Raw genomic sequence first — 24474 nt, 5'->3', positions numbered from 1 at the left:
AGTTTTAGGTGACACAAAATGCTGAATTTAGTGAAAGTTTTTCAGCATAAAATGAAATTAATTTAACTTCAAAAATTGCAAACAGTTCAAAATATTTTCTCGTGTATGCGCTGTTTAATATGTGAATGATAAAGTAAAGTCATATTGAGGTAAGCTAATTAATTTTATGTTAAGATGAATTAAATTCAATTTTGGTTTTGGTCGTGTTAGAGCTTCGTCATTTAAAAACATTGATTGCTTTACGAGAGCATGGTTCATTGGTTGCTGCAGCAGCGGATTTATGTTTAACACCATCCGCGATTTCTCATCAACTTAAAGAATTGGATCATTGGTATGGGGCAGAGGTGGTAAATCGTCGCAGTCGTCCCGTGACTTTTTCCAATGTCGGACAACGCCTGCTCAAGCTTGCAGATGATATCTTGCCGCAAGTACAGATAGCCCAAACGGACATTACTCGGATTGTGCATGGGCAGACAGGACGTATTATTTTTTCTTCCGAATGCCATAGCTGTTTTGACTGGTTGATGCCGTTATTGAATCAATACCGTCACCAATACCCAGATGTGGATTTGGACTTTGCAGCAGGTTTTGAATCCAATCCACATGAATTGTTGCAAAATGCTGAATTTGATTTATTGATTACAGCTGATCCTATCGCTTTAAAAGGGATCGAATATTTCCCAATTTTTGAATATGAATCGCGTTTAGTGTTATCCAATACACATCCACTTGTGCGAGCCGAACAAGTTACAGTGCAGGATTTAGCTGAGCAAACCTTGATTACTTATCCAGTTGATAAACATCGTTTGGATATCATGGCGCACTTGTTTATTCCTGAGAATATTCAGCCTAAACATATACGGACAACAGATTTAACCCAAATGCTTATTCAGTTGGTTGCTAGTGGGCGGGGCGTAGCGGCTTTGCCTGATTGGGTCGTCAATGAATATGAACAAAAAGGTTGGGTTGTTAGTCGCCGCTTGGATTGTGTTGCACCGCAGGGTCTAAGACGTACACTGTATGCGGGCTATCGAACTGAAGAAAAAGAGAAAAATTATTTTGAGGGCTTTTTAAAGCAATTAGAAAAATTTTCAAAAAAACGTACAGTATATTACGAACGCTAATATATGGTGGTGCCCAGAAAATCACTTAGGAGCAGGGTTGTTTCTAAGTGATTTTTCACTTTTCTCAGTGTCCTTACTTATGGTTGAATCGTTGACTAGGATTTTCCAATCAAAAGTGAAAGGATACCTGCTGCGATCAAAGGACCTACAGGTACACCACGGAGTAATGCAACCCCTGCAACTGTACCAATCAATAGGCCTGCAATGACATCGGGTTGACTGGTCATAAGTTTCATGCCACGACCGCCCAGCCATGCAACCAATAATCCTATGGCAATGGCGATTAAAGACTTCACACTGATGAAAGACTTTAAAATATTATCGCCACTGATCTTGCCACTCGCAATCGGCGCGAGGACACCAATGGTTAGAATAATAATTCCAATATTTAAGCCATGTTGCTGGATATAAGGGAAAAATTGGTCTAAAGGTGTGAGTTTCACCACAATCAATACAGCGGCAGCTATCGTAACCGCCGTATTGTGACTAAAAACGCCACAAGCAAGTAAGATGATGAGTACCAATAAATTAACATCAAGCTGAGAAAACATATTGAGAAGAAAAAGCAATAAAGTTGAATTGTATCGTAATTTGTGAAGCTACCTACCAATAATTTACATGATGGTAAAACAAGCAGATTCTTTGATCTACTTTGTCTATGCTGTCATTAAGATTTTATGCATGATAATTATGCATTTTGGCTTGATAAAGTTGATCAAACGCGTATGCAAGGTTAGCGAGTGTCGTTGCTTTTAATTTTGCTAAAAGAATATCTTGTGCTTGTTGCATCGCATCTTCTAAGGCCGCATTTACAACACGTTCAACACCACATTCTGGATTTTCTCGTTCATTACCGATTGCGAAAATGGTTGGTTCGCCTACTGCATTATAAATATCTAATAATGTTGTTTTTTCTAAGTCAGCTATAAGATGCCAACCTCCTTTGGGTCCCTTTACCGATTGTATAAAACCTGCATTTTTTAATCCTGCCATTGTACGTCTGACGACTACAGCATTGGTTGAAAGCATATGTGCAATTTCTTCCGAAGTGAAAATCTTGTTTTGACGTGCCATATGGAGTAGCACATGGAGCATTCGAGAAAGTTTGCTATCGGTACGCATAGGAATATAAGGCTAATTTAGAATTGAGACACTAATGTAACATTAAAAGTTGCAAATATAAATAAAAGGCATTATTGTAACTTTAAAAGTTACTTAATGGTGTGTGAAAATGAATTATGACGTGGTAATCATTGGTGGTAGTTATGCCGGTTTGGCAGCAGGCTTGCCACTGGGTCGTGCAAGAAGAAAAGTCGTAATAATAGATGCAGGGCAACGTAGAAATCGCTTTGCAGATCACTCACATGGTTTTCTAACACAAGATGGTACGCTTGCGAGCGAAATCGCACAGATCGCCAAGCAGCAATTACTTCAATACCCAACAGTGGACTGGATTGATGGGCAGGTAAAGCGGTTAGAAAAAAAAGATGATCTTTTTCATATTTGTATTGATGGTACACAGGCGGTAAATGCGAAAAGAATCATCATTGCTACTGGCGTACAAGATCAACTGCCTGAGATCAAAGGGCTTAAAGAACGTTGGGGCAAAAGTATTTTTCATTGCCCTTACTGCCATGGTTATGAGTTAAATCAAGGAAAAATTGGGTTAATTGCAAGTTCTGAGCATTCAGCCCATATGGCAATGTTATTACCCGAATGGGGGAGCGTGACCTACTTTTTGAATGGCCAGCCTTTAGCCGCTGAAGTAGAAGCACAGTTGATTGAAAGAAATGTCGTGATTGAAAAAAGGCCTATTGCAGAAATTATTGAACACAGCACAGTTGTACTGTCTGATCAAAATCATATTACTTTTGAAGGGATATTTGTCACAACCCAATGTGTAATTTCTCAAGATTGGATACATAAGCTCGCATGTGAGTTGGAGCACAACCCAATGGGGCAAATGATTAAAACCAATGCCTTAAAAGAAACATCAATATCTGGTGTTTTTGCGTGTGGAGATGTAGCTCGATTAGGTGGATCAGTTTCATTGGCTGTAGGCGATGGGACGATGGCTGGTGTTGCTGCACATCGATCATTGGTTTTCTAAGTTAACATAGGGTTTAAAGGTCATATTCACATTAAACATGTAGAAATGACCTTTTATCCGCACTAAGCAAGTTTTCGATATGCTTCGTACTGGTAACTAGAGATTTGTTCATCCCAAAACATTTGCCAAAGGTCACAATATTCTAAGCAAAGATCACGGATTAAATCATAATCTGATTCGATGCAAGCTTGAGCCAAGACAAACCATAGATCATCTTCGTGGTCATCATCTGCAGCTTCGGCGGATGCATCATGTGAGACGCCATGGACATAGTAATAACCACTATCTACATTGAAACCAACCGCTTTGGTTGCTTGGCGTAATGCAGGGCTAAATAGAATTACTTCTTCTTCAGCGACCGCAAGTAAAGCAGTTACAGCTTGATAATGATCAAAGGTATTTTCTAAAAATGAGCGAACTTTCTGCGCAATAATAGACGGTTGATAGTTATTACGCTCTGTTTGTGTTAACTCAAAATCATCAAGTACATCTTCAAACAAAGGATAGTGTGCGTATTCTGGATTACCAGAATAATACTGATTGTTGTCTAATGCAGGACGAAAACCGAACTCATCCAGAATATTTAGATTTAATAAAAAGCGAGGATACATTTTAGAACCAGATAGGAGTCTCGGCTCTAATTGCTTTGTCTGGAATTGAGCCATCAGTAGCGCATCAGTAAAAACTTGCACGATTGCATGTCGATATTCTAAGTGGATGTGTTTTAAGGTTTCTTTATCGATTAAACCATCATTCATAAGTTGGATGGCGGGATGTTTTGAAACAGGATGCTTTGAAATCTCCGCTCTTAAACTGTTCAGAAAGTTCAAATTCTTGTTCCAAGCTTCTGTAGAAATGCTATTTTTCATACCGTCTATAGCTTTCTGCCTTGGGTTGTCAAAGTTTTCAAATATTTTTGGCATAGTTTTTTACTCAATGAATTAATAAATATTATTGCTTTTCCAATGATATAGTTCGATTTTTTTTGGTTGTTTATGAATATAACTATTGGTCCAACCAAAGATCTTTTTATTGGATAAAATAAATATAAGGTGATTTAGAGGTGAAATCAATTTATTAAGCGAGCTAAAAAATAACCATTCAGATTATTAATTAATCAAAAAATATATAAAAGGTGATTTATTTCACATTAATAATTGAATTTATTTTTAAATAGAAAGAAATTTTTACAAATCAGCTTGTTTGTCATCTTATTTTTGCTTAACGTATAATAGTGAACTTGATTGGAAGTGTTATATTTCCTATTATGTTCATAAAGAATATGGATAACAGCATAGTCGCCAGATTTTTCAAGCCTATAAACTATGCCTAAATAATATATTAAGTTTATATTATAATTCTAAAAGGATAATAAAATGTCAAAAAAAGAAGATATTATTGCAACGGCTCTGTACCTCTTCAATCGTCATAATTATAGCTCTGTTGGGGTAGATCGAATTATTAGTGAGTCAGGCGTTGCAAAGATGACATTCTACAAGTATTTTCCATCGAAAGAGAATCTAATTGAAGAGTGCTTATCACGAAGAAATAAAAGTATTCAAGAAGCTATTGAGCATGAGGTGAATCAGTTAAGTGAAGAAGATTATTTAGGTAAGATTAAAGCTGTCTATTTTTGGCATCTATCATGGTTTAATTCGGATGATTTCCATGGTTGTATGTTTCAAAAAGCATCTTTGGAAATATTGCAACAATATCCATCTATTATTCGTCCGATTGTGGAGTATAGAGAATGGTTAATGGGGCTGGTTGAGGATTTGTTTGAAAAAGCGAAAGTATTTCAACCCCACGTTTTGACTGCTATGTATATTAATATATTGGATGGTATGACGGCCTATGCCAAAGTAAATAAGGATCATTCTGAAATAGAAGAGTGTTGGTATTATATTGAACGGTTGATAAATTTAGAGGCGGCTTAAAGCCATATTTTAATTACTGATTAATCTTAAAAAAACCGAGTGAATTTATCACTCGGTTTTTTTAGTTTAAATATTAAAGCTTATTTTTCAACAAATGCGCGTTCAATAACATAATCACCCATCACACCCATACGTGGTGATTCAACCAAGCCGTGTTGATCGAGTAGTGCAGCAACATCTTTTAGGAATGCTGGGCTACCACAAAGCATGGCACGGTCAGTTTCACGATTGAAACGAGGCAAACCAATTTTTTCAAATAATTCGCCAGTTTCAATTGCTGTTGTTACACGACCTTGTGTATGGAATGGTTCACGCGTCACAGTTGGGTAGTAAATCAACTTGTCTTTGATTCCTAATTCTTCAAAGAATTCATGGTTAGGAAGTTCATTCAAGATGAGATCTTGATAAGCGAGTTCAGATACATAGCGTGTACCGTGAACCATAATCACTTTTTCAAATTTTTCGTAAGTTTCTGGATCACGAAGTAAAGAAAGAAATGGCGCAAGACCTGTACCAGAAGATAAAAGATATAAGTTTTTACCCGGTAATAAGTCGTCGTGTACTAAAGTACCTGTAGGTTTTTTTGAAATCAGGATTTCGTCGCCTACTTGTACTTTTTGTAAAATAGAAGTTAGTGGACCGTCCTGTACTTTAATCGAGAAGAATTCAAGTTCTTCTTCATAGTTCGCACTTGCAATCGAATAAGCGCGCATTAAAGGCTTGCCATTCACTTCAAGTCCGATCATCACAAACTGACCATTTTTAAAACGTAAGCTTGCATCGCGTGTGGTTTTAAAGCTGAAAAGTGTGTCATTCCAGTGGTGAACATGAGTAATGCGTTCAACGTTAAAAGCAGCCATTAAAGGTCTCGATCACAGATAAAAGAAACAGATTGCTATTCTAATCTAAAATCATTCTCGATAAACTGAATATATTTAATTGTGTTTATAAGAAAAAGTGATGATTGACGCTGTAACGATGCCGATTATTGGCTATATGCATTCTCCTTATCGTGAAAAATTTGGCATTCCTCGACAGCCAAATCTAGTAGAAGTCGAATGCTTTATAGAAATGGCTGAACCCTATAATGATTTGTTGGCATTTGATGGTTTGGAGAATTTCAGTCATTTGTGGCTAGTGTGGCAGTTTCATGACAATAAAAATAGTGATAACAGCTTGAATCAACAGCCTAAATTTCGCGCACAAGTACGCCCGCCGCGCCTAGGAGGGAATCAGAAAATAGGGGTCTTCGCAACAAGAAGTATGTACCGCCCATCACCGATTGGTTTGTCTGTGGTCCGTTATCTGCGTGTTGAAAAACACGCCAAGAGCGTTCGTCTGTACGTTTCGGGGGCAGATTTGCTGAATGGTACGCCGATTTTGGACATAAAGCCCTATATACAGTATTCGGATGCAATAGTTGATTCAGTAAGTGGCTATGCACAAGAACAGCCTGTACGTAAGTTGGTACAATGGATGGAATCTGCACAATCACAGCAGCTAGTGTTACTAAAGCAAGGTATTTTAAATAAAAGAGTATTAGGCGAACTCGAACAAGTGTTATCTTTAGATCCACGACCTGCATATCAAGATGATGCGGAGCGGGTCTATGGAATGTGTTTTGCAGAATTAAATATTCAATTTACAGTGGATGAAAGGAATGTGTCGATTGTAAATATAGAGCAAACAAACTTAGAAATATAAATGAGTTATAAATTTGGGGAACAGACGGTAATGCAAGCACAAGCAAAATTTGTAAATTTTTCTTTTACAGTCGATGTGACGTGGTGTTTAGAGCAACTACTAAAAGATGGACTCATTACTGAACGAGATAAATTACTTATTCAGACCACTCATCGGCAAAAAGAGCAATTGAAATGGCATCCGTTGCAGTGGATTGCGAACTTCAAGCTCAAAGATCAGTTAAATCCAACCTCTACTTTGACGTTGAATCGTTTATGTCAGTGGCTAGCTGAAAAAGCGGCAGTTCCATTGTTCGTGATTGACCCTTTAAAAGCAGATGTAACAGCTCTAACTAGCGTTATGTCACAAGAGTTTGCGGTCAGAAATCACATTCTTGCGGTTGAAGTACATGCCGATCGGATTTTGATTGGAACTGATCAACCGTTTTCTACAGAGTGGCAAAATAACTTAGAGCGAAGTTTAGCCCCGAAAAGAATAGAAAAAGTTTTACTAAATCCAGAGCAATTACAACGATATTTGCACGAATATTATCAAGTGAGTCGAGCCGTCAACTCATCACAAAATACCAGCGCATTTGATCGTGATAATAAAGGTGTAGAAGCACTTTTACAGCTAGGAGACACCCAAAATCCAGATGCAAATGATCAACACATTGTTAAATTGGTTGACTGGGTGCTGCAATTTGCTTTTGAGCAAGGTGCGAGTGATATTCATCTTGAACCTCGTAAGGATAAGGGGAAGGTACGTTTCCGTATCGATGGAGTATTGCATACGATTTATAATATGCCTGCAAATACGCTGACCGCTGTTATTTCCCGTATTAAAATTCTTGGCCGGATGAATGTCGCTGAAAAGCGTAAACCTCAAGATGGCCGTTTAAAAACCAGAACGCCAAAGGGACAAGAGACCGAATTGCGTCTTTCTACTTTGCCGACTGCTTTTGGCGAAAAGTTAGTCATGCGTATCTTTGATCCAGAAGTGTTAGTACGAAGCTTTCAACAACTTGGTTTTGAAGGGCATTTATTACAGAGTTGGCAACAACTCACCCAACATAGCCATGGGATTATTTTAGTCACGGGACCGACAGGTTCTGGGAAAACCACAACACTCTATTCATCGCTAAAACAATTGGCGACTGAACAAGTCAATGTCTGTACCATTGAAGATCCGATTGAAATGCTTGAGCCAAGTTTTAACCAGATGCAGGTCAATCCAAACATTGAGCTGGGTTTCGCTGATGGGGTACGTGCTTTAATGCGTCAAGATCCTGACATTATCATGGTGGGTGAGATTCGTGATCATGATACTGCGAATATGGCGATTCAGGCAGCGTTGACAGGGCATCTGGTGCTATCAACTCTTCATACCAATGATGCGCCGTCGAGTTTGACACGACTACATGATCTTGGTGTACAGCCTTTCTTAACTTCAGCTACGATTTTAGGGGTGTTAGCACAGCGTTTAGTACGTCGATTGTGCCCACATTGCAAGCAAGAAACAGCAATAAATGAGCAAGAGTGGGAGCATTTAACCTTTGATTATATGATGGATATGCCAACCACAATGTTCAAGGCAGTAGGTTGTGAAGTATGCCGTCATACAGGTTATAAAGGTCGTGTCGGTATATATGAATTTATGCCTGTGAGTCTAGAGTTAAAGTCACTAATCAGCGCACATGGCACACTCAATGATCTTCGAACTCAAGCAAAAAAAGAAGGTATTGAACCATTGCGAATAGCGGGTGCTCGTAAGGTGATTGAAGGAGTGACAACGCTGGAAGAGGTTTTGCGAGTTGTTCCACTTAGCTAGTTGATTTTTCCATCTTCAGATTCACCTCATCTTGGTTTGTTTAAATAATCTCATCGAAATGATGAAATTAGAATGAGGAAATCAAGATGAACGTATTTTCAAAAGTAGCAGTGATTGCGAGTTTGGTTGGTGCAACGACCATGGTTGCAGCGAATACGGGTGCGGTAAATCAACAAGCTTTGACACCAACACAGATTAGTACGGTACAGCAAGCATTGACCTTAAAGGATGATACACCTATCAAGCTCAAAGGTTATATTGTTAAAGCAATTGGTGATGAAAAGTACCAGTTTAGTGATCAAACAGGTAGTATCACCGTCGATATTGATGATGAATTATGGCAAAGTAAGCCAATCTCAGCCAAAACGCCTGTGACTATCATTGGTGAAATTGATATTGACTACAAACCGAAGAAACGTGTTGAAGTTGATGTAGATCAAGTTCAATTTTGATGACAGGTGCTCATACAAAACCACATGATATTCATGTGGTTTTTTGTTTATGCTTTAATTGAATATTAAAAATAAAATGAGAGCGTTTATTGATGCGGATTTTATTGGCAGAAGATGATGCTTCACAGGCGGAAAGCATTAAAGACTGGTTGGAAATGGATGGTTATAGTGTTGATTGGGTTGAGCGTGGTGATCATGCAATCTTAGCAGTTGAACAACATCAGTATGACTGTGTATTACTTGATCGAGGTTTGCCAAAAGCATCTGGTGATCAGATTTTAAAATCAATTCGACAACGTAACCTAAAAACACCAGTTATTTTCATAACTGCAAAAGATCATATCCATGATCGGGTTGAAGGTTTAGATCTGGGCGCAAATGACTATTTAGTCAAACCGTTTAACTTAGAAGAGTTATCTGCAAGAGTACGATCACAACTACGCCAGCATCAGGTTGATGCAGGGCAATATCTTAAATTTGCTGATTTAAAACTAGATCCACAAGCGAAAACCTTGAGTCAGGCAGAGCAGACAGTAAATTTGACTGCGAAGGAGTTTCAAATTTTATATAAATTAATGCAAAAACCAGATCATATTTTTACGCGGGAACAATTAGAAGAATCTCTGTATGCATGGGGAGATGAAATTGAAAGTAATGCAATCGAAGTGTTTATTTATCAAATTCGCAAAAAAATAGGCGGACAGTATATTAAGACTGTCCGTGGACTTGGCTATCGAATGCATCAGGAATAAACAATGAAAGTAGTGTCTTTGCAGACGAAACTAATAAAAACTTCAATGATGAGTTCAATCATTGTTGGCTGCGTGGCATTACTTTTATTCCTCATTATATCTGTTTACCAGACCATGCAAGTACAAGATGAAATCATGGATGAAATTTCAGATATGTTATTAATTTCAGATTTGACGGCAACATCTGGACAGCAAATAGATGAACTTAGTGATCAGTTTGACATTCAATATCGGTTAAGCAACCAGCATTATGTGCTCACTCAATCTGAGAAATTTCAACTTGATCAACAATATTATAAGTTTGCGATAGCACGCAATGATTATGGTTTTATTTGGCAGGATCAACAATTATGGCGTAGTTATACAGCTAAAGATACTCAGTCAAATATGCACGTTTTGGTGATACAACCTTTAGCTGAACGTTTTGAAGCATTATGGCATAGCATTGTTGGGTACAGCTTAATTCTCATTTTGGTATGGCTAGTACAATGGCTTATTCTATATTTGCTTATTAAACGGCAGTTTAAAATGATTCACCAATTGTCGGCACAAATTTCTGCAAGAAATGCTGATGATCTTCGTCCTATACATTCTGGTGAAATTGAACTTAAAGAATTGCAACCTATGTTGAATCAATTGAATCAATTGTTGCAACGTTTGAATCAATCATTACAAGCTGAACAACGTTTTACGGCAGATGCATCACATGAGCTGAGATCACCACTTTCAGCGATTCAAATGCGTCTACAATTATTGCAACGTAAATATCCTGAACGTGCTACAGATTTTATTCAAATACAGCAGGATGTAAGTCGAGGAATTCAGACTCTAGAAAACTTACTTTTACTGGCACGTTTAGATCCTGAACATGCTGATAATCTTCCCAAAACTCATTTTTCACTAAATGAATTGATTACTGAGGTGATGCAAGCACAAGCATTATTTGCAAATGAAAAATCAATACGATTGCATTCTCAGCTTGAAACGATAGAGGAAGATGATGTGTTTGGAAATCGTCAGTTATTGTTTAGTTGCATTCGAAATATATTGGATAATGCAATTCGATATACGCCAAAAGATGGAAATGTCTATCTTCGACTTGAGCAATATCAGAACTTATCTGAACTGATTATTGAAAATGAAGGGGATATGATAAGTGAGGAAGTACTGGCACGCTTGGGTGAACGTTTCTATCGGGCTTTAGGAACGAAAACACAGGGCTCAGGATTAGGTTTGTCGATTTGTAGGAAGATAATCGAACTACATTATGGGCGAATGAAATTCTCCCAATCGACCTATGGAGGACTCAAAGTAAGTATTCAATTAAAAATAGAACAGCAAACGCCTAAACGTCATAAAGGATAAAAAAAGCAGTACGCGCTGACATACTGCTATTCCCACGTTTATTATTATCCGATTTTTATTATATTACTTTGTTAAAATCAGGCGGTTGTTGCGAGTCAAACGCAAACGGTATTCTTCTCCAGCATGCATAATCCGAATTTCACGTCCTAAGGCAAAAAGGTTGTTTGAATGTAGCATTGGCAAAGATTGAGCTGAGTCTGTGCTACGAGTAAATAAGTTAAATGGTGCGTTCATTTGTTATGCTCCGTGGTGTGTTTTTTAATGATTTAAATGATAATCATTATCGAATACACCTGTCAACGAAATTTTTGCTAATTTACAAAATCATTAATTATTTTTTATTTGGGATATGTAATTGAAGTGTTCGGTTCCTTATACTTTTGATGAAATCTCAGGGATATTAAACTGTTATGGCTAAATCGATAGTTGAAGTTGCGATTGCAATTTTATTGCATAAATCAAAAGTGCTTGTCGGATGGAGGCAAGCAAATCAACATCAGGGCAATAAACATGAATTTCCTGGCGGTAAAGTCGAACAGCATGAAACGCCTGAACAGGCTTGTCGGCGTGAGATCTATGAAGAGGTTGGGATTGGTCTAAAAGATTGGCACAAATTCGATGTTATTCAGCATGAATATGATGATTTGATTGTGCGCTTACATTTATTTCATGCACATGTTCCAGATCAGTTCTTGGATTTAATTCATCAGCCATGGACGTGGTACAGCCGAGATCAATTACAGAATTTGAATTTTCCAAAGGCGAATAAGACAATCATCGAACGATTGGTATGGTCACATCTAATTAAGATCAGTGATCTTTTGCCTGCATTGCCACATAGTGATGTGCAATTTTATTGGCGTAATGAAAAGCTAAACATCGTGGAAGTTCAACAGCAATTATCGATATTGACTGATGACCAACTCAATAAGTTGATTATCAATTTTAGTCTTTGGCAACAACTTGATTCTAAATTACAAGCAAAAATTCAGACGATTCATTTAAAACAATCACAGCTTATGCGTTTTAAAAATGGTGAATTGATTGTTGGTAAGCGTTTTATCGCTGCATGTCATGATGCAGTGTCTTTAAAACATGCTCATGATATAGGTTGTGATGCTGTGTTTTTAAGTCCTGTGAATCAGACAGAGACTCATCTTGAAGCCAAAGTGTTAGGCTGGGATGGTTTTTCTGAATTGGCTCAGAATAGTGATATTCCAGTGTTTGCCTTGGGTGGTGTTGCACCTAAAGATATAGAACAAGCCCAAAAACATCATGCTTATGGGCTTGCTGGGATTCGTGAGTTTGAATCGATAGAATAGGTTCTGTTGGTATTTCACAGATCTTCGTTTACAGAGAACGAATCATTCTTCTCGCTTCATCGGCTTTTACGTTGTGATTTCGCGCTTCACTAGCACGAAGTACGATTGTCCAAAGTTGCTTTTTCATTACATTACTTTGCGCATAACTCAAACCACGTCGAGCAAGAGCTTCAGCATTTGCATATTGCTTACGTTGATCAGCAATCAATGCCAAATATAAGTATGTTTCAGCGGCTTGAGGTGCAATACGTTGTGCCTGAAGCGCAAAGCGTTCGGCATCACCAAACTGTTTTTGTTTGTACGCAGTTTGAGTCTTTTGCATCAATGTCTTGAAAGCGGGTAATTGCGTACCGTCATTGCTAAATCTTTGCTGTACCTTTTGTTCAGGCACTACGACTGGAACAGTTTGGCGCTTAATTTCTTTTTGCTCATAAGGTGTGATTTTGACGCCAGAAGGGGGTGGCGTAACTTTCTTCTGGCTATCATTTACCTTCGGAGGTAGTGTTTGAGGCGTAGGGCGTTCTGGTGTTGTGCTACAACCAGCAAGTATCATTACACCTGTTAAGAATAGCGATTTTTTAATCATTTCCAATCATCCGATCACTTAGTTATTGCCACTGTAACTACCGCTAGAGATAATGCGTGTAGAAGTTTGATTGGATAAATCAGTATCCATTTGATTTTCGGTTTCACGGATATAATTTCCGATACTGTCGTCATTACCATCATCATAATCATTCTGAGGGATATAGGTAGGCTCAACTTCGTAGTGTGATTGGCCGCAGAGGGTTGCACGACGTGGTACAGTTTGACGAAGTAGAGGAATGTACATTGCACCCTCACAACCTTGCGCTGACAGATCACCTGTAGAGCGATCAATCCATTGCCATTGGACATTATCCGTTTGACGTAAATTTACTGGTTCTTGACGAAGTTGTCTCATGACATTGGTCCAAACAGGCAATGCACCTGACGAACCTGTAAGTCCTGTAACCTTGTTGTCATCTAAACCTAACCAAACCACAGCAACATGATTTCCTGAATAACCTGCAAACCAAGAGTCGCGTGTATCGTTTGTTGTACCAGATTTACCAGCAAGATTTAATGATTCAGGTAGACTGTTATATGCAGAACGTCCAGTACCTGTACGCATGACCTGCTGTAAGCCGTAATTCAAGATATAGGCTGCTGCTGGATCAATGGTTTGTTGAACATTTAAACCAAATCGATCGAGCACGCGACCCTGAGCATCTACGACTGAACGAATTGAGCGTGTTGGATATTTAAAACCACCCGTAGCGAAGTTCCCATAGATACTGAGCACTTCCATCGGTGACATGTTTACTGCACCAAGATAAATAGAAGGATAGGCCGGAATATCTGAGTTTACTCCAAACTGTTTTAGCTTATTACTAAATGAAGAAAGACCAAATTCATTTGCTAAACGCACAGTTGAAAGGTTATAGGAGTTAGCCAGCGCTTGTTGCATCGGCACGATACCATTTTCATTGCCACTATAATTTTTGGGTGACCAGCTTTTACCACCATCAATTGGAATATTGACAGCCGTGTCTTCAACTGGGCTTGCCCATGTATAGCGGCCAGATTCAATCGCATTTAAGAAAATGACAGGTTTTAATAGAGAACCAACTTGACGTTTTGCATCAATTGTACGGTTAAAGCCAGTAAAGTCTTGAGTTGAACCAACTGCTGCAATTAACTCACCATTTTCAGGGTGAGCAACTAAAATAGCCCCTTGTAAGTTTTTAAGACGAGCAGGATTACGTTGAGCCAAGCGTTCAACTGAGTTTTTAAATACAGTCTGTACTTTGGTTTGTGCAATTGGATCAAGTGTAGTGAAAATCCTTAAACCCTGATTCGTTATGTCACTTTCTTGGTATTCCGTACGTAATTGACGGCGAACAATATCGAGGAAATCTGGGAATTTGGCAGGTCCAACGGTTGGTTTGCTAATAACATTGAGTGGACGAGCAATCTCATCTTGATATTCTGCTTCTGTTAAATAACCCATGACCATCATATTGTTTAAAACGACATCACGACGCTTTTTAGCTGCTTCAGGATTCCGCCAAGGATTATAAAGAGAAGGGCCTTGTACTAAACCGACCAAAAATGCTTGTTGAGAAATGTTGAGCTCACGCAGAGGTAAGCCAAAGTAGAATTGTGATGCTAGTCCGTAACCATTAATTGAATAGTTACCATTTTGACCTAAATTTACTTCGTTTAAATAAGTTTCTAGGATTTCATCTTTACTGTAATGAAATTCAATCAACAATGCCATGAGTGCTTCATTGGCTTTACGTTTAAGCGTTTTTTCTGGAGATAAATAAAAATTCTTAACGAGTTGTTGCGTCAGGGTAGATCCCCCTTGACGTTTACCACCTGTAGCATTACTCACCAAAGCACGAGCTGTACCACGTAGTGAAACACCATGGTGCTGGTAAAAATTACGATCTTCCGTTGAAATTAAGGCTTCAATCAACGTTTTAGGCACGCGATCAAGTTTAATTAGCACACGATCTTCATTATGTTGAGGGTAAATCCCGCCGATCAGCATCGGCTCTAAACGAGCAATACCAGTACTTGAAGGTTTAGTTGATCGAATATCTCCAACACGACCATCTGAAAAACCAACTTCTAATACTTGCTCAGGTTCAGTACTGTCGCCATAGTCAAAACCACGCGTATGCACATAAAGTTTATTACCTTGTGTGACATAACTGCCTGACTTTTCATAATTGCTCGTGTTTTTATAACCCAGTAGTTTTAGTTCTTGTATGAAATTTTCTTGGGTAATTGGCGCATTCGCATAAACCTCTAACGGGCGAGCAAATACTTTAGCAGGGATATCCCAGCGCTGACCTTCAAACTTATTGCGAATAATATTATCTAATCGGATCAGATAGATACTAAAGGCAACAAATATACCGATCACTAAAATTAAAAAGATTAGGCCTATAAAACCGATACCACGTTCACACTTCATAGATTTGCGTTAAAACAAAAACAATGTGGCTAATGATGCGTAGCTTATGAGCATTTTGCAATCACAAAACTGTGAATAAATAGCAACATGCAACAAAATCTTTCAAAACAAGTGGAGAATCACTGCATTAAAAACACAGAATCTACATTTTTATAGTTTTTAATCAATCATCAACGAATAATGATATGATATGCGAGAATCGCAACGGAGCCACATTTTTCGTGCAAATTTCACATAAATCCTTTCGAAATATTGGTCTAATTGGGCGACCAGATAAGTATTCTGTTGTAGAAACGTTATGTCTCATTCATGATCATTTAATTACTTTAGGGCTAAATCCTGTCTTTGATCAAGAAACATCACAATTGGTTCCGTACAGCCACGGACAAACCGTAAGCCGTAACTTATTGGGTGAGGTGGTTGATCTTGTCGTCGTTGTGGGCGGTGATGGATCTCTATTGCATGCCGCTCGTGCCTTAGTTCGATATAATACTCCTGTAATTGGCATTAACCGTGGTCGATTAGGCTTTTTAACCGATATCAAACCTGCGGAAGCTATTTTTAAACTTGATCAAGTGTTACAAGGTCAATTTCAATTGGATCGCCGTTTCTTGTTGGAAATGGAAGTTCGCACCAATAATGAAACGATCTATGATGCGATTGCCTTAAATGATGTGGTCTTGCATTCAGGAAGATCGGTTCATATGATTGATTTTGAATTGAGTATTGATGGACAATATGTATATCGGCAACACAGTGATGGTTTGATTGTTTCGACACCAACAGGTTCAACTGCTTATGCATTGTCAGGTGGTGGCCCGATTTTGCATCCGAGTATGGATGCGATTGCTTTAGTTCCAATGCACCCGCATACATTATCATCTCGTCCGATTGTTGTAGGTGGTCATAGCGAAGTTAAAATCACGATTCGAGAAAATCGTGTTTTACCAATGGTCAGTGCTGACGGACAACATAGTGTTGCATTAAATGTTGGTGATACTGTACATATTCGAAAACATCCATTTAAACTAAGCTTATTACATCCACCTGGTTATGACTTTTATATGGCATGTCGTACTAAACTAGGCTGGAATCAAGATTTCGAATCTTTTCAACAGGATGAATCATGAATATTGAACAAATGCTCGCTATTTTAAATCCTGAGATTGTAGAGCGATTAAAAACAGCCGTTGAAATCGGTAAATGGCCAAATGGTGTTGCCTTGACTAAAGAGCAACGTCAAATCTGCATGCAAGCTGTTTATGCATGGGAAATAGAAAATCTTCCAGAAGAACAGCGTAGCGGTTATATTGATCGTGGTAGCAAAGAAGAAGGTGAGGAATGTGATGATGATCATCATAAAAATGAGCCTGAGTTCAAACCGATTCGTTTCGTGTAATGATGCTTAAGAAATATAAAATGTCTCGATTTTCTCGGGACATTTTTTTATCGTTTGATTTAATCATGACGAATAGATCAGAAATGAGACTGTTTAAATAAATTGCAATAAAATAAGACAAAAATTGTCACAAATAGACGAAACGGTCTGAACATCTGATCGAATTTTCCTGTAAAATGCCCTCACGTTTAAAAAAACTCAATAAGAAGCGATGTTCAAGACTATTTATGCTGCATTAGAACAACTTGGCTTAACCGCACAAAAACGTGCGATACACATACAATTTGCCAATCCGAGCTTAAATAAACAAGTCTTCCTCCAAAAAATTCAAGGTCAGCACGCCATTAATCAGGGCATGACTACAGAACTGATCTGCCTATCCACTAACGCCCACATCCCATTAAAACAATTCATCGGTTGTCAGGCAGCGATAGACCAAGTCACCGATACGGGCACACTCTTCAGAACCACAGGGATTATCACAGAAGCCGTACAAGGACAATCTGACGGTAGCCTCACGCTGTATAAACTCAAACTCCAAGATGCAACCGCACTGTGGCATAAACGCCGAAACAGCCGTGTGTTTATGAATAAGACTGTCGTGGATATTGTGCAAATATTGTTTAATGAATGGCAAGCCAAAAGTCAGCTGTTTGCATCGAGTCTTACACTCGACCTTGGTGGGATCAAACAAGACTACGACATCCGTCCCTTTGTGATGCAAGCCAATGAAAGCGACTACGACTTTATTACCCGCTTACTCAGAAGTGAAGGCATTAACTGGCTGATCGATGAGGCTCAACTGAACGTTGCCAACAGCAACAGTCCAATCCAAGCCCAAAAACTCCGCTTGATCGATGACAACAGCCAATACCAAGCCTTAAATCGAAGAACAATACGCTACCACCGTAGCAGTGCCACCGAACAATACGACAGCATGACCAGCCTCATTGCAGAACGTTCGCTACAACCGACTGCAGTCCATATCCAACGCTGGCAAGCTGATGCCTTAGAACAAGAAGATGGGGCAGGTAGCGTCCAAAGCAAACACCAACATAGCCAACAACACGACAACGCCAGCTTAGGGCTCGAAGACGCATGGCATTTCACTCCCGCATGGATGCAAGACCTGAATGGTGAAGATGGCGCAACGGCATCAGGCAACACCCAAATCGAAAAACTGAACCAACACCTCAGCCACTACCACGATGCCCAAGCCAAACAATTTATTGCCAGTACTACCGTACGAGACACCCAAGTGGGCTACTGGTTTAAACTCAACGAACACCCAGAGATCGACCAACACAGCGGATCTGACCAAGAATTTCTAATCACCGCTAAAAGCTACTACAACCAAAACAACCTCCCAAAAGACTTACAACAACAAGTCCATCAGCTGATCACCCAAAGCCAATGGCAAGATCACCAAAACACAAACCCAGAAGAACGCCAAGCCAACCAACTGACGCTACAACGCCGTAACATCAAAACCGTACCCGAATACCACCCACTGCAACACCGTCCAACTGCTCACCCACAACGTGCCAGAGTGGTGGGACCCGAAGGCGAAGAAATCCATGTGGATGAATGGGGACGAATCAAAGTTCGCTTCCTGTTTACCCGCAATGACGACCATAGCCACGATGGTGGTGCAGGCAGCAACAACAATGACACCGATTCAGCTTGGGTGGATGTACTCACTCCTTGGGCAGGCGAAGGTTATGGCGCACGCTTCCTCCCCCGCATTGGTGAGATCGTCGTCATCGACTTCTTTGATGGCAACATTGACCGTCCCTTTGTCACCGGACGACTGCACGAAGCACAACGCAGTCCAAGCAAATTCGACAATGCAGGACAATTACCTGATACCAAAAAACTCGCAGGGATTAAGTCCAAAGAATACCAAGGTTCAGGCTACAACCAACTGCGCTTTGATGACACTACTGGACAGATCAGTGCACAACTACAAAGCAGCCATGCAGCCAGCCAACTCAATCTGGGCAAGCTGAGCCATCCCAAAGCCCAAGCAGAAAGTGAAGACCGAGGCGAAGGCTTTGAACTACGCACAGACCAATGGGGTGCGATTCGAGCAGGTGAAGGCTTACTGATCACCACCCATGCACAAGAACAGGCACAAGGTGATCATCTCGAAGCACAAACAGCCAAACAACAACTGGAAGGCAACCAAAACAATGCCAAAGCCCTGAGTGAAGTGGCAAAGAACCAACAAACGGATGAATTGGAGTCGGTAGAACAACTCAAGAGCTTTGCAGAACAGATCCAAGAGAAAATAGCCCGCTTTGAACAAGCGATGCTGTTACTCAGCTCACCAAATGGAATTGGGCTTAGTACTTCAGAAGACATCCACCTTTCCGCAGATGGACAACTGAACCAATTTGCAGGCGACAGTATTAACCTGACCACCCAGAAGAACTTGATTGCCCAAGCCAGTCAAAAGATCAGTTTATTTGCAGCGCAGAATGGAATCAAACAAGTTGCAGGCAAAGGCAAGGTTGAGATACAGGCGCAAGGGGATGGTTTAGATATATTAGCGAAAGCTGGAATACAAATTATCTCGACAGAGGATACGGTTTATTTTAATAGCCCGAAGGAAATTGTATTAAAGGCAGATAGTTCTGAGCTCAAATTGAATGGTTCAGGGATCTTTCCAACAACAGGTGGAAAGTTCGAGGTCAAAGCGGGGCAGCATTTGTTTATGGGAGGCCAAGCTGCAGGTGTAAATATTAAAGGTTTACCCGCTTTAGAGATATTTGATGAGCAATTTTCACTGAAATTGCCTTCAGGTGAACCTTTCAAGGAAATTGATTACAAACTAATTTCAGGTGATGACACTTTTATGGCTCAAACGAATAAAAAAGGATGGACCAAGCGCATTCATTCACCGCAAGAAAAAGAGCTTAAGTTAGATCTAAACTGGATAAATTTACAGGTCGATCCCGACTCTAGCGAAGATCAGGAGTAAAAAGTGACTGGAAGTTTAGAGTGGCAGAGTAATACTAATACAAGTGAAAATAGCTGTACCTCAGTGCAGTGTGATTGCATTACATTTTGGGAGGTTTATCAGCAGCAAGCGATTATCAGATTATCTAATCTCCAAGATCGAAATACCAATACTTATAAATTAGAACCTGGTTATGAAGCACGGGCTCGTCGAATCGCTTCTGTTTATGCCAAGATTTATTTAGAGACCGAAGTTTCAGGCAATCGTTTATTGAAAGGGCGTTATTACTGGATGGGCTTAGGCGCTTTTGCCTCAAAAACAGTCGCTGCTGTTTTTAAGCATGGTCTAACAAGATTTGGGTACAAATGGGTACCTCTGGGTTTCGTACGCGACCCTGTACATTCTTTTGCAAAAGGTAACTTATGGTTATTTATGGATATTGCACCTTGGCATTATGCTTGGAGTGCTTCATCGGCCTCATTTGATCAATGTAAAACTCAGCGAAATGTTGTTAAATTTACACATATTAAAAATCAAGTTATGAATTTGCCTTGGTCGAGTTGTTTACCAACTATTAAAAATTTACAGTGTACCCCTGAGATAAATCAGGGGTTTAGATATTTACCAATGATTGAAAATATATTTAAAAATACAGGTGGAACAAGGCAGGATAAATTCAAACAAGCAGCTAATGATCTTTTTGATCACCTTCTAATTATTGCAGTTCAAGAACAGAATAATATTTTACAGCAAATTGTGTGGAAAGATTGGAAAGTTCAAGGTCAAGCTATGATTCAACGAACTACAGGCACCCCAGAAAGTACGTTAGTTTTATCTAGCGACTATGATGTAGATGCCGTAAAGCCAAACCGTCATGGACAATACACAGGACGACATGCAGCGGAGTTAAACCAATTGCCCGATACTGTGTATAGTGAGCCATTAGAGGGAACAAAAGTGGAAAACTACGATAGTCGAATGAAATGGATTCAAAAAGCTGCTGAGAAATATCATGATTTAATGCAAAGTGAATTAGGTCGAGTTTTTTTAGAAAAAGAACTAGCAGTCATTGCAATGTGGGGAACAAGCAGAGCAGAGTTTAATGTAGGAAGAGACAGTAATGATGGCAAAATATAAACAATTCATTTGCGTCTTTCTGTTCGGATTATTAATAAGTGCATGCCAACCAAAAGCGAGTCAATATATGAACCATCAACAGACTTATATCCTGCATTTGGGTTCTCAAGGTGTACAAGATTTTATGAAATATACTGGTGGACAGGTTGATCATCAACCTGCAGGTATGAATTTCATGGAGTTGGACTGGAATCCACCAAATTTGGGTAAAGTTAGAATTGAGCATGGTGTCAACAGCCTAGAACTAGATCATGTATTTTCGGTTATGGGTGCTCAATTGGCGAATGATCCGAATATAAAAGGAATTAAAAGTATTGTAGTCAATGCTGGCCTAACTCAAGAAGAATTTGTAGAGCCAAAACAAGCATATGCTGCTTATGTCGAGTTGATGCAAAAGATTAATAATGCGGGATGGAAAAATTATTTTTACCGTTTTAGTGGAAGGGTTGCTAAAGAAGATAACCTCAAATATTTATTAAAAGGACGTGATGTCATAGATCCAAGCTATATATTTACTTTTGATGAATGGGTAAAAGTAATAAATACCATTCCAACTAAATCTTTAGCTTATCGTTTGTATTCAAATGGAATAATTTTAAATATAAGTCTAAAGCAAACAGCTTTAAATGAGCATGCTCAAGAACAATATATGCTTAGATATAGTTTTCAGACAATTCGATATGATGAGCGTAACAGTATAGCAGGATCATATAAAATGAACGCAAGTGAGTTAGAGGAAGCATTTAAGGAAATGCTTGAAAGAAATAAACAAGCGCGATTATATGAAGAGAAAAAGTTGGAAACAGAAGGTTATAGAATAGACAAAAGCTATAAAGACCCAGATGTTTGGCCTTATGTAAAGTAATCATTTTGTCATGAATAAAATTTAATTAACAAAGAAGCGATTTCACTGAGAAATCGCTTCACTTATCTTAATTTAAACGACTATCCCAAAGCACTTTAGCTTTCACCATGGCTTCATCGTAGCTATTGACAGCACCCATTGTATATAGTGCGATTCCCATAGTCTCTATGATTGCCATTTCACCATATTCGTGTGTTTGCTCACCGAGCCAAACAGCTTTAAATACTGCAAGATCAAGTTCCTCTTCGATTGGGCTACGATCAGGCGTCAGTTTTGGTAATTCATGCTCATATAACTCCCCATTTTTTATTCCACAAATAAGTGTCTTGGCATCAGGATTACGTTCAAACTCACCACCTTCACCCTTAATCACTGCACTATTTTGATAACCTAAACGAAAAGCGGTTTGCTGGTGTGAAGTACGATAAGCAGGATGGAAAATAGCTTGTAAAGTTGCCTTAGCATTGAATGGATTAATTAAACGCGCAAGTGTGTGAATCGGAGAGCGTAAGCCCATCACGTTTCTCAGTGAAATAAGCTCACTTAGAATTGGTGAGATGACTTCTAGTGGCAGATAGGCAAAATTATGCTGATTAAGTTGAGTGCTGACATCTTGTTCATTTTGGCAAATAGAATAGCCTAAGTATTGAAGAACTTGCTCAGTATAAACACGGTTAATGGTGTGACCTGATGCACCATGCATAACGATCTTGTAACCATGATGTGCCAAAGTTAGTGCTGCTAATAAAAACCAAGGATAGTGTTTACGTTTACCGGCATACGATGACCAGTCTAAATCGACATCAAGTGGGGCAAAGTTCAATTGATCACGGGTCGCTTGAACAAAACCAGCAAGTTCATCTACAGATTCCTCTTTAACACGTAAAAGCATTAAAAAAGCACCAAGCTGTACATCAAGTACTTCATTTTTCAAAATCATGCTAAATGCTTGATAAGCTTCTTCATAGCTAAGTGAGCGAGAACCTGTCTTGCCTTTCCCTAAAATACGGACATATTGTGCAAAGGGATGTTCAGCAGTTTTATAGATATTTCGTTTTGTGTTCATGATCGGATTTAAGACGTCGCTAGCAGTGAAATTAATATGACATAAAAGCAGCATGTTTAGCGGAAAAATTCAGTTGTGCTGTTTAATCATTAATCAATTGTGCGTCAATTTGCGTGATTGCAAATAAAATAATTGACCGAATGAGTCTAGTGATTTGATGCAAACGGAACATGACATCTAGCCTAAAAATCATTAGCATGACTGCGAAGTGATTTTTTAAGAAAAATGAAATCGAAAGGAAATAATGATGTTAGCTTACGATGCAGATTTGGAACTCTTCCGCGATAACTTTAAACGTTTTATGAGCGAACATATTGCACCGCATTATGAACAATGGGAACGAGAAGGGCTTATGCCTCGTTCTGTTTGGAACTTATTAGGTGAAAATGGTTTCTTGTGTGTAGATGTGCCAGAAGAATATGGTGGTTATGGTGTACCAACGCATTACTCATTAATGTTAGTTGAAGAATCTGCACGTGCGGGTTATTGCGCATTATCTACCGCGATTTCATGTCACTCTGAAATTGCAGCACCATATATTCAACATATTGGTACAGAAGAGCAAAAGCAATACTGGCTACCTAAAATGGTATCTGGTGAAGCTGTTGGCGCGATTGGGATGACTGAACCGGGTGCTGGTTCAGATTTACAAGCAATGCGTACGAGTGCCATTTTGCAAGATGATCATTATTTATTGAATGGCTCTAAAACTTTTATTTCAAATGGTCAACATGCGGATGTTGTGGTACTTGCGGTAAAAACCGATCCACAAGCACGTGCTAAAGGCGTATCTTTATTGTTGGTAGATACCCATCTGGATGGATTTAAGAAGGGAACAAATTTAGACAAGATCGGTTTACATTCGCAAGATACTTCAGAATTGTTCTTTGATAATGTAAAAGTACCTAAAGACCAATTGCTTGGTAACGCAGGTTCAGGTTTTGCTTATTTGATGCAAGAGTTACCACGCGAACGTACTGCAATTGCATCAACTGCTTTGGGTGCCATTCGCGGAGCAATTGATTTAGCAACGACCTATGTAAAAGAGCGTCAAGCTTTTGGCCAAGCAATTGCGCAGTTCCAAAATACACGTTTCGTGTTGGCTCAAGCGAAGATTGATGAATTGGCAACGGCAGCGTTTTACAACCAAAATGTTGAATTGTATATGCAAGGTAAATTGGATGTTGAAACTGCTGCGGCATTGAAGAGCTTCAGTACTGATATGCAGATGAAAGTTGCAGATAACTTACTTCAACTCTTCGGTGGTTATGGTTATATGACTGAATATCCGATTTCTCGTTTCTTTGTAGATGCACGTATCCAACGTATTTACGGTGGTACCAACGAGATTATGAAAGAAATCGTAGCACGTGGTTTGATTGGGAAAACTTAATTTGTATGCGTTATCTAAAAACAGCTTGCCTTAGAGCGGGCTGTTTTGTTTTATGTATATGTATGGAAGA

General features: G+C 39.1%; 23 protein-coding genes. 15 read left to right on the top strand and 8 right to left on the bottom strand.

What is annotated here, in order from left to right; all coding sequences use genetic code 11:
• Positions 1–203 precede the first annotated feature (203 nt).
• Positions 204–1124: a LysR family transcriptional regulator gene (locus AAC851_RS02790; RefSeq protein WP_340600457.1), complete on the top strand. Its 921-nt coding sequence runs from the start codon at positions 204–206 to the stop codon at positions 1122–1124.
• A 95-nt stretch (positions 1125–1219) separates the two neighbouring features.
• Here the strand turns inward: AAC851_RS02790 and AAC851_RS02785 are convergent, their stop codons facing one another.
• On the bottom strand, positions 1220–1675 hold the full coding sequence (locus tag AAC851_RS02785; protein ID WP_004638660.1) for a DUF441 domain-containing protein: 456 nt from the start codon (positions 1673–1675) through the stop codon (positions 1220–1222).
• 124 nt (positions 1676–1799) lie between these two features.
• Positions 1800–2246, bottom strand: a complete 447-nt coding sequence (locus tag AAC851_RS02780; RefSeq protein ID WP_320532341.1) for an Rrf2 family transcriptional regulator — start codon at positions 2244–2246, stop codon at positions 1800–1802.
• A gap of 109 nt (positions 2247–2355) precedes the next feature.
• On the opposite strand from AAC851_RS02780, the gene AAC851_RS02775 reads away from it, so the two are divergent.
• Entirely contained in the window at positions 2356–3234 is an 879-nt protein-coding gene (locus AAC851_RS02775) for an NAD(P)/FAD-dependent oxidoreductase (protein ID WP_340600456.1), read from the top strand.
• A gap of 62 nt (positions 3235–3296) precedes the next feature.
• Here the strand turns inward: AAC851_RS02775 and AAC851_RS02770 are convergent, their stop codons facing one another.
• Positions 3297–4157, bottom strand: coding sequence for a hypothetical protein (locus tag AAC851_RS02770; protein ID WP_340600455.1), 861 nt, complete (start codon positions 4155–4157; stop codon positions 3297–3299).
• Between the two features lie 453 nt (positions 4158–4610).
• Between AAC851_RS02770 and AAC851_RS02765 the strand changes: the two genes are divergently transcribed.
• Positions 4611–5171, top strand: a complete 561-nt coding sequence (locus AAC851_RS02765) for a TetR/AcrR family transcriptional regulator (RefSeq protein WP_004638664.1) — start codon at positions 4611–4613, stop codon at positions 5169–5171.
• A gap of 80 nt (positions 5172–5251) precedes the next feature.
• Here AAC851_RS02765 and AAC851_RS02760 read toward each other — a convergent pair whose 3' ends face one another.
• On the bottom strand, positions 5252–6031 hold the full coding sequence (locus AAC851_RS02760) for a ferredoxin--NADP reductase (RefSeq protein WP_004638665.1): 780 nt from the start codon (positions 6029–6031) through the stop codon (positions 5252–5254).
• A gap of 100 nt (positions 6032–6131) precedes the next feature.
• Between AAC851_RS02760 and tsaA the strand changes: the two genes are divergently transcribed.
• The 5 genes from tsaA to AAC851_RS02735 all read left to right on the top strand — a co-directional run bounded on the left by tsaA (position 6132) and on the right by AAC851_RS02735 (position 11253).
• Entirely contained in the window at positions 6132–6875 is a 744-nt protein-coding gene (gene tsaA / locus AAC851_RS02755) for a tRNA (N6-threonylcarbamoyladenosine(37)-N6)-methyltransferase TrmO (protein WP_100833578.1), read from the top strand.
• A gap of 30 nt (positions 6876–6905) precedes the next feature.
• Positions 6906–8684 carry a GspE/PulE family protein gene (locus tag AAC851_RS02750; RefSeq protein ID WP_100834260.1) on the top strand — a complete coding sequence of 593 codons (1779 nt, stop codon included), beginning with the start codon at positions 6906–6908 and terminating at the stop codon, positions 8682–8684.
• 86 nt (positions 8685–8770) lie between these two features.
• On the top strand, positions 8771–9136 hold the full coding sequence (locus AAC851_RS02745) for a NirD/YgiW/YdeI family stress tolerance protein (protein WP_160127138.1): 366 nt from the start codon (positions 8771–8773) through the stop codon (positions 9134–9136).
• A gap of 92 nt (positions 9137–9228) precedes the next feature.
• The gene (locus tag AAC851_RS02740) at positions 9229–9888 is read left to right on the top strand and encodes a response regulator transcription factor (protein ID WP_004638671.1); all 660 of its coding nucleotides are present in this window, start codon (positions 9229–9231) and stop codon (positions 9886–9888) included.
• Positions 9889–9891: 3 nt separating this feature from the next.
• Complete coding sequence (locus AAC851_RS02735; protein WP_161404986.1) at positions 9892–11253, top strand: sensor histidine kinase; 1362 nt, start codon at positions 9892–9894, stop codon at positions 11251–11253.
• Positions 11254–11316: 63 nt separating this feature from the next.
• Here the strand turns inward: AAC851_RS02735 and hemP are convergent, their stop codons facing one another.
• Positions 11317–11487 (bottom strand): hemin uptake protein HemP, encoded by a 171-nt coding sequence (hemP, locus tag AAC851_RS02730; protein WP_004638676.1) that lies wholly within the window; start codon positions 11485–11487, stop codon positions 11317–11319.
• Positions 11488–11663: 176 nt separating this feature from the next.
• Here hemP and AAC851_RS02725 point away from each other — a divergent pair, with 176 nt between their 5' ends.
• Positions 11664–12575 carry a thiamine phosphate synthase gene (locus AAC851_RS02725; protein ID WP_125503243.1) on the top strand — a complete coding sequence of 304 codons (912 nt, stop codon included), beginning with the start codon at positions 11664–11666 and terminating at the stop codon, positions 12573–12575.
• 28 nt (positions 12576–12603) lie between these two features.
• On the opposite strand, the gene AAC851_RS02720 is transcribed toward AAC851_RS02725, so the two are convergent.
• Together AAC851_RS02720 and mrcB are read right to left on the bottom strand one after the other, a co-directional pair.
• Positions 12604–13161, bottom strand: coding sequence for a tetratricopeptide repeat protein (locus tag AAC851_RS02720; RefSeq protein ID WP_075315717.1), 558 nt, complete (start codon positions 13159–13161; stop codon positions 12604–12606).
• A gap of 18 nt (positions 13162–13179) precedes the next feature.
• Entirely contained in the window at positions 13180–15582 is a 2403-nt protein-coding gene (gene mrcB / locus AAC851_RS02715; protein WP_125503241.1) for a penicillin-binding protein 1B, read from the bottom strand.
• A gap of 221 nt (positions 15583–15803) precedes the next feature.
• Here mrcB and AAC851_RS02710 point away from each other — a divergent pair, with 221 nt between their 5' ends.
• The 5 genes from AAC851_RS02710 to AAC851_RS02690 all read left to right on the top strand — a co-directional run bounded on the left by AAC851_RS02710 (position 15804) and on the right by AAC851_RS02690 (position 21945).
• Positions 15804–16712 carry an NAD(+) kinase gene (locus AAC851_RS02710; RefSeq protein ID WP_005081066.1) on the top strand — a complete coding sequence of 303 codons (909 nt, stop codon included), beginning with the start codon at positions 15804–15806 and terminating at the stop codon, positions 16710–16712.
• Positions 16709–16981: a YeaC family protein gene (locus AAC851_RS02705; RefSeq protein ID WP_125503238.1), complete on the top strand. Its 273-nt coding sequence runs from the start codon at positions 16709–16711 to the stop codon at positions 16979–16981. The genes AAC851_RS02710 and AAC851_RS02705 overlap by 4 nt, the downstream gene beginning before the upstream one ends.
• Before the next feature lie 211 nt (positions 16982–17192).
• Positions 17193–19964: a type VI secretion system Vgr family protein gene (locus tag AAC851_RS02700; RefSeq protein ID WP_340600454.1), complete on the top strand. Its 2772-nt coding sequence runs from the start codon at positions 17193–17195 to the stop codon at positions 19962–19964.
• A 3-nt stretch (positions 19965–19967) separates the two neighbouring features.
• The gene (locus AAC851_RS02695; RefSeq protein WP_171456356.1) at positions 19968–21080 is read left to right on the top strand and encodes a DUF2515 family protein; all 1113 of its coding nucleotides are present in this window, start codon (positions 19968–19970) and stop codon (positions 21078–21080) included.
• The gene (locus tag AAC851_RS02690) at positions 21064–21945 is read left to right on the top strand and encodes a hypothetical protein (protein WP_125503220.1); all 882 of its coding nucleotides are present in this window, start codon (positions 21064–21066) and stop codon (positions 21943–21945) included. The genes AAC851_RS02695 and AAC851_RS02690 overlap by 17 nt, the downstream gene beginning before the upstream one ends.
• A 67-nt stretch (positions 21946–22012) precedes the next feature.
• Here the strand turns inward: AAC851_RS02690 and AAC851_RS02685 are convergent, their stop codons facing one another.
• Complete coding sequence (locus AAC851_RS02685) at positions 22013–23011, bottom strand: glycosyl transferase family protein (protein WP_020846396.1); 999 nt, start codon at positions 23009–23011, stop codon at positions 22013–22015.
• Between the two features lie 247 nt (positions 23012–23258).
• Here AAC851_RS02685 and AAC851_RS02680 point away from each other — a divergent pair, with 247 nt between their 5' ends.
• Entirely contained in the window at positions 23259–24404 is a 1146-nt protein-coding gene (locus AAC851_RS02680; protein WP_325772659.1) for an acyl-CoA dehydrogenase family protein, read from the top strand.
• The last annotated feature ends 70 nt before the right edge of the window (positions 24405–24474 follow it).

The sequence above is a fragment of the Acinetobacter sp. HZNU-JH01 genome, assembly GCF_037996845.1.
In the GTDB taxonomy this organism is placed as follows: Bacteria; Pseudomonadota; Gammaproteobacteria; order Pseudomonadales; family Moraxellaceae; genus Acinetobacter; species Acinetobacter haemolyticus.
The sequence above is the reverse complement of the archived record's forward strand: the minus strand, read 5'-3'. Positions and strand labels throughout refer to the sequence as shown.

Coding starts and splice junctions, on each gene's coding strand:
- AAC851_RS02765 (WP_004638664.1), top strand. CDS start 4,611: ATGTCAAAAAAAGAAGATATTATTGCAACGGCTCTGTACCTCTTCAAT.
- AAC851_RS02785 (WP_004638660.1), bottom strand. CDS start 1,675: ATGTTTTCTCAGCTTGATGTTAATTTATTGGTACTCATCATCTTACTT.
- mrcB (WP_125503241.1), bottom strand. CDS start 15,582: ATGAAGTGTGAACGTGGTATCGGTTTTATAGGCCTAATCTTTTTAATT.
- AAC851_RS02740 (WP_004638671.1), top strand. CDS start 9,229: ATGCGGATTTTATTGGCAGAAGATGATGCTTCACAGGCGGAAAGCATT.
- AAC851_RS02685 (WP_020846396.1), bottom strand. CDS start 23,011: ATGAACACAAAACGAAATATCTATAAAACTGCTGAACATCCCTTTGCA.
- AAC851_RS02735 (WP_161404986.1), top strand. CDS start 9,892: ATGAAAGTAGTGTCTTTGCAGACGAAACTAATAAAAACTTCAATGATG.
- AAC851_RS02750 (WP_100834260.1), top strand. CDS start 6,906: ATGCAAGCACAAGCAAAATTTGTAAATTTTTCTTTTACAGTCGATGTG.
- AAC851_RS02725 (WP_125503243.1), top strand. CDS start 11,664: ATGGCTAAATCGATAGTTGAAGTTGCGATTGCAATTTTATTGCATAAA.
- AAC851_RS02720 (WP_075315717.1), bottom strand. CDS start 13,161: ATGATTAAAAAATCGCTATTCTTAACAGGTGTAATGATACTTGCTGGT.
- AAC851_RS02680 (WP_325772659.1), top strand. CDS start 23,259: ATGTTAGCTTACGATGCAGATTTGGAACTCTTCCGCGATAACTTTAAA.
- hemP (WP_004638676.1), bottom strand. CDS start 11,487: ATGAACGCACCATTTAACTTATTTACTCGTAGCACAGACTCAGCTCAA.
- AAC851_RS02700 (WP_340600454.1), top strand. CDS start 17,193: ATGTTCAAGACTATTTATGCTGCATTAGAACAACTTGGCTTAACCGCA.
- AAC851_RS02745 (WP_160127138.1), top strand. CDS start 8,771: ATGAACGTATTTTCAAAAGTAGCAGTGATTGCGAGTTTGGTTGGTGCA.
- AAC851_RS02775 (WP_340600456.1), top strand. CDS start 2,356: ATGAATTATGACGTGGTAATCATTGGTGGTAGTTATGCCGGTTTGGCA.
- AAC851_RS02780 (WP_320532341.1), bottom strand. CDS start 2,246: ATGCGTACCGATAGCAAACTTTCTCGAATGCTCCATGTGCTACTCCAT.
- tsaA (WP_100833578.1), top strand. CDS start 6,132: ATGATTGACGCTGTAACGATGCCGATTATTGGCTATATGCATTCTCCT.
- AAC851_RS02690 (WP_125503220.1), top strand. CDS start 21,064: ATGATGGCAAAATATAAACAATTCATTTGCGTCTTTCTGTTCGGATTA.
- AAC851_RS02760 (WP_004638665.1), bottom strand. CDS start 6,031: ATGGCTGCTTTTAACGTTGAACGCATTACTCATGTTCACCACTGGAAT.
- AAC851_RS02770 (WP_340600455.1), bottom strand. CDS start 4,157: ATGCCAAAAATATTTGAAAACTTTGACAACCCAAGGCAGAAAGCTATA.
- AAC851_RS02705 (WP_125503238.1), top strand. CDS start 16,709: ATGAATATTGAACAAATGCTCGCTATTTTAAATCCTGAGATTGTAGAG.